Raw genomic sequence first — 4,097 nt, forward strand, 5'->3', positions numbered from 1 at the left:
GTCGGGCAGGTCGATCTCACCCAGCCCGATCTTGTTCTGCAGGCGCCGGGCCCAGCGCGGTGCCCACCAGCAGTCGTCGCCGAGCAGCTTCATCACCGACGGCACCAGGAACATCCGGACGACGGTGGCGTCCAGCAGCAGCGCCGCCATCAGGCCGAAGGCCAGATACTTCATCAACACCAGGTCGGAGAAAACGAACGAACTGGCCACCACCGCCAGCACCAGCGCGGCGGCCGTGATCAGGCGCCCGGTGGTCGCGGTGCCGATCCGGATGGCCTCGGCCGTCGACATGCCGCGTTCGCGGGCCTCGACCATGCGCGACACCAGGAACACCTCGTAGTCGGTGGCCAGGCCGAAGCCGACGGCGACGACGAGCGCGATCACCACCACCATCAGCGGCGTCGGCGTGAAGTTCAGGACGCCCGACAGGTGCCCGTCGACGAAGATCCAGGTAAGGATGCCCATCGTCGATCCCAGCGTCAGCGCGCTCATCAGCACCGCCTTGATCGGCAGCACCACCGACCCGAACGCCAGGAACATCAGCAGCAGCGTGGCGCCCAGCAGCAGCACCAGCATCAACGGCGCCTTGTCGAACAGGCTGTGGATGCTGTCCTGCTCCAAAGCCGGCGTGCCGCCGACGTAGAGGTTCAACCCCTTCGGGGGATTCACCGCCCGCAGTTCGGCGATCTTCTTGGCCGCGTCATTGCGGTTGGCCAGGCCGTTCTGGATCACCCGCACCGAGCCGTCCTTGGGGACCGTGGTCCCGTTCGGGCCCGCGACGCAGGGGTTGCCTGCGATGGTCGGACAGGCTCGCTCCTGCCAGGTCTTGTCGGTGAACCCGCCGATCGAAGAAATCCTGTTGCGGATGTCTGCCACCTGCTGGTCGGTGACCTTGCTGTGGTTGTCGCTCTGGATCACCACGGTGAGCTGTTCGGTCCGGTAGCCGGGGAATTGCTTGTCGAAATGTTCCTGCGCCAGGCGCACGGGGTTGTCCGGGGGCAGATACTTCTCGCTCATCCCGCCGAACGACAGGTTGCCCAGCGGGATGACCAGCAGGATCATGCCGACGGCGATCGGGATGGCAAACGCCAACGGCTTCTTCATCACCCAGTTGACGAGCTTGCCCCAGAAGCCGGCCTCGACCTCTTCGCGGGTCTTGGTCTTCTGCAGCCGATCGGCCAGCCAGTTCAGGTAGGCGCGCGAATACTTCCAGTTCCGCAGGAACGGCACCCGGAAGGCGGTCCGCACCCCCAGCGCGTCGACGTGGCGGCCGAGGATGCCCAGGCAGGCCGGCAGGAACGTGATCGACAGCAACGCGGCGAGGCCCACCGCGGCGAAGATGGCGTAGGTCAGCGAATGCACGAAGCCCTGCGGCAGCACCAGCAGGCTGGCGCTGGACGCGATGATGAGCACCGCGGAGAACGTCACGGTGCGACCGGCCGTCATCACGGTTCTTCGCACCGCGGCCTCGGTGTCGTAGCCCTCGGCGATCTCCTCCCGGAACCGGCTCACCACGAACAGTCCGTAGTCGATGGCGATGCCCAGGCCGATCAGCGAGACCACCGGCTGGGCGAAATAGTGCACCGGCCCGAACGCGGCGACCAGCCGCAGGATGCCCAGTGAACCCGCGATGCTCAGGCCACCGACGATGGCCGGCAGGCCGGCGGCGACCGCGCCCCCGAAGACGAGGAACAGGACCACCGCCACCATCGGCACGGCGAGGACCTCCATGCGGCGCTGGTCGGTGGCGATGGTGCCGGTCAGGGCGTTGGCGATCGGCTCGAGGCCGGCGAGTTCCACGGTCCCGCCGTTGAGCTTCTGCAGATCCGGTGCGATGGCCTTGTAGTTGTTGAGGATGCTGTCGTCGTCGTCGCCCTTGAGCGGGATGGACACGAACGTGTGCTTCTTGTCCTCGCTCACCATCCCCTTGATGAGCGGGGGCGCGTCGGCGGGATTCGCCAGCGCCAGCCAGCCGGCCCACCCGACGACCTGGTCGGGATGGTCGGTCTTGAACTTGTTGAGCTCGGCGACGACCTTGTTCCGCCACGCCGGGTCGTCGACCGTTTTTCCGTCGGGAGCGGTGAAGGTGGCCACCACGTGGCTGGTGCGGTCACGGCCGTAGGTCTGGTCGCCCAGCACCGACGCCTTCACGGATTGGCTGCCGTCGTCGTAGAAGCCGCTCTGTGTAACATGCTTGCCCAAGCTGATTCCGAAGACGCCACCCAGCAGACACAGAGCTACCGTGACCCCGATCACGATGTACCGATATCGGTACACAGTTCGACCCCACCAGGCGAACACGCAAGCTCCTTACTGGATCGTTAACGACCCGCGCATCGGTTTTCCAGTGTCACACACGCGCGGTCAACAGCGCGGACAGCGGCCGGAACGGCTGCAGCCACGCTCCCTGGTCAGGCAGCGAATCTAGGCCGATCCGCGGCAACGGTTCCCGGAAGACACCAGCGATGTCCTCCAGATCAACGAAGTCCAAGGTATCCGACGCTAGCGCCCAACTCGCATGTTCGCGAAATCCGATCACCTGGACGCCGACCCCGGATCGTGCGATGTCTTCCAGCGGGTGGCGAAACGCCTGACCGTCGGCGGAGGCCACCACCAGCGCCGCCAGCCCCTCGGTGCGGCGCAGCTCGATGTGGGCCAGCATGTCGCGGTCGACGTCGCTGTCCTCGTCGATCTTCGGCTTGGCGAACACCGCGAACCCCACGTTACGGAGCGCGTCCACCCAGGGCCGGACGACGTCGGCGCTGCCCGGCGCGATGTTGGTGAAGACGGTGGCCTCGGGTTCCACCACGACGCCCGGGCGCGCGGCGCTGACCTCGGCCGTGCGCGCCAGCAACCAGCGGCCCAGGGCGTCGAACCGCGGACGCTCCAAAGCCGTCGGGCGCCTGCCCAGGATGGATCCCAGGCCCATGTCGAGGTTCGGGGCGTCCCACACCAGCAACACGCGTCCGCCCGGGGGAGAGAAGCCGCCCAGCTCGTCGCCGGTCAGCACGGCCGGCGGCGCGACGGGTTCGGCCCCCGCCGCGGTCTCTTCGGTCAGGCTCATAGTCATCGCCTACTCATCGTCTAAGCCAAATGAATTCGGTGACGGCGCTGCCCGCTTCTTGGGCCTTCGTCTCGTACTTGGTGGTGGGGCGCTTGACCGAGATCGCCAGTGCGCCGTCGGGATCGGCAGGGCGCAGCCGGGGTTCGCCCGCGCCGACCTCGGCGATGTGCTCGGCGTAGCCGGCGTGGTCCGTCGCAATGTGCAGGACACCACCAGGGAGTAGCCGGTCGGCTATCAAGCCAATCGTGCCCGGCTGCAGGAACCTGCGTTTGTGGTGGCGCGCCTTCGGCCATGGATCGGGAAAGAAGACCCGAACCCCGGTCAGCGAGCCGGGCGCGATGAGTCGTTGCAGGACGTCGACGGCGTTGCCGCGGATCAGCCGGATGTTGCTCACCTTGTCGCGGTCGATCGCGCACAGCAGCTGCGCCAGCCCGCGCCGGTAGACCTCCACCGCGACCACGTCGATGCCGGGCTCTTCCTTGGCCATCGCCAGCGTGGAAATGCCACTACCACAACCGATTTCGAGCACCACCGGCGCCTGACGCCCGAACCAGGCGCGGGTATCCAGCGGGGGTTCGGGGTGGTCGGCCTCGTCGGCCGCGGAGCCGATCGACAGCCCGAGCTCGGGCCAGCGGCGCTCCCAGGTCTGGCGCTGGGCATCGGACAGGGCCGCTCGGCGGGCCCGGAACGCCGTGGCCGGGAGATAGCGCTGGTCGGGGCGGTTCGAGTCCCCCGAGGGCGTGTCGGCAGACATCGCCACCCCGCGCTGCGCATGCATTTGTCCATGGTGGCCTATAAACCTTGGATGTAGCCGCCCCTGGTCCGGATTGATACCCAACAGTTGTCTTCAACGGGTAACTGATTAACGGTGGCTCGCTTCTTGGTGACGCAGATGCCACCATTCGGTGGGGCCGCTCGGCTTCGGTGCTGCGCCCAGTAGTTTCGACGCGGCCGGGCGAGGGGTCAGCTGGACCGAACAGGCGGGATATGAGGGGACAAGGACACCAGAGTTTCGTCGACGAGCTGGCGCGGT

Annotated in this window: 3 protein-coding genes; all 3 read right to left on the bottom strand. The window is 67.1% G+C overall.

Annotated features, from left to right (window positions below):
• Window positions 1-2,301 (bottom strand): MMPL family transporter (locus DQP57_RS26200; protein ID WP_133259321.1); only part of this gene is annotated, 2,301 nt, incomplete at its 3' end.
• Between the two features lie 49 nt (window positions 2,302-2,350).
• Entirely contained in the window at window positions 2,351-3,064 is a 714-nt protein-coding gene (locus DQP57_RS26205; RefSeq protein ID WP_112635795.1) for an NYN domain-containing protein, read from the bottom strand.
• A 13-nt stretch (window positions 3,065-3,077) separates the two neighbouring features.
• Window positions 3,078-3,818 carry a tRNA (guanosine(46)-N7)-methyltransferase TrmB gene (trmB, locus tag DQP57_RS26210; protein WP_240631897.1) on the bottom strand — a complete coding sequence of 247 codons (741 nt, stop codon included), beginning with the start codon at window positions 3,816-3,818 and terminating at the stop codon, window positions 3,078-3,080.
• Between the last annotated feature and the right edge of the window lie 279 nt (window positions 3,819-4,097).

This window comes from Mycobacterium colombiense (assembly GCF_003284935.1).
GTDB lineage: Bacteria > Actinomycetota > Actinomycetes > Mycobacteriales > Mycobacteriaceae > Mycobacterium > Mycobacterium arosiense_A.

Bases quoted from the DNA above. Each gene is read 5' to 3' on its own strand.
- DQP57_RS26205 (WP_112635795.1), bottom strand. From the start codon at position 3,064: ATGAGCCTGACCGAAGAGACCGCGGCGGGGGCCGAACCCGTCGCGCCG.
- trmB (WP_240631897.1), bottom strand. From the start codon at position 3,818: ATGTCTGCCGACACGCCCTCGGGGGACTCGAACCGCCCCGACCAGCGC.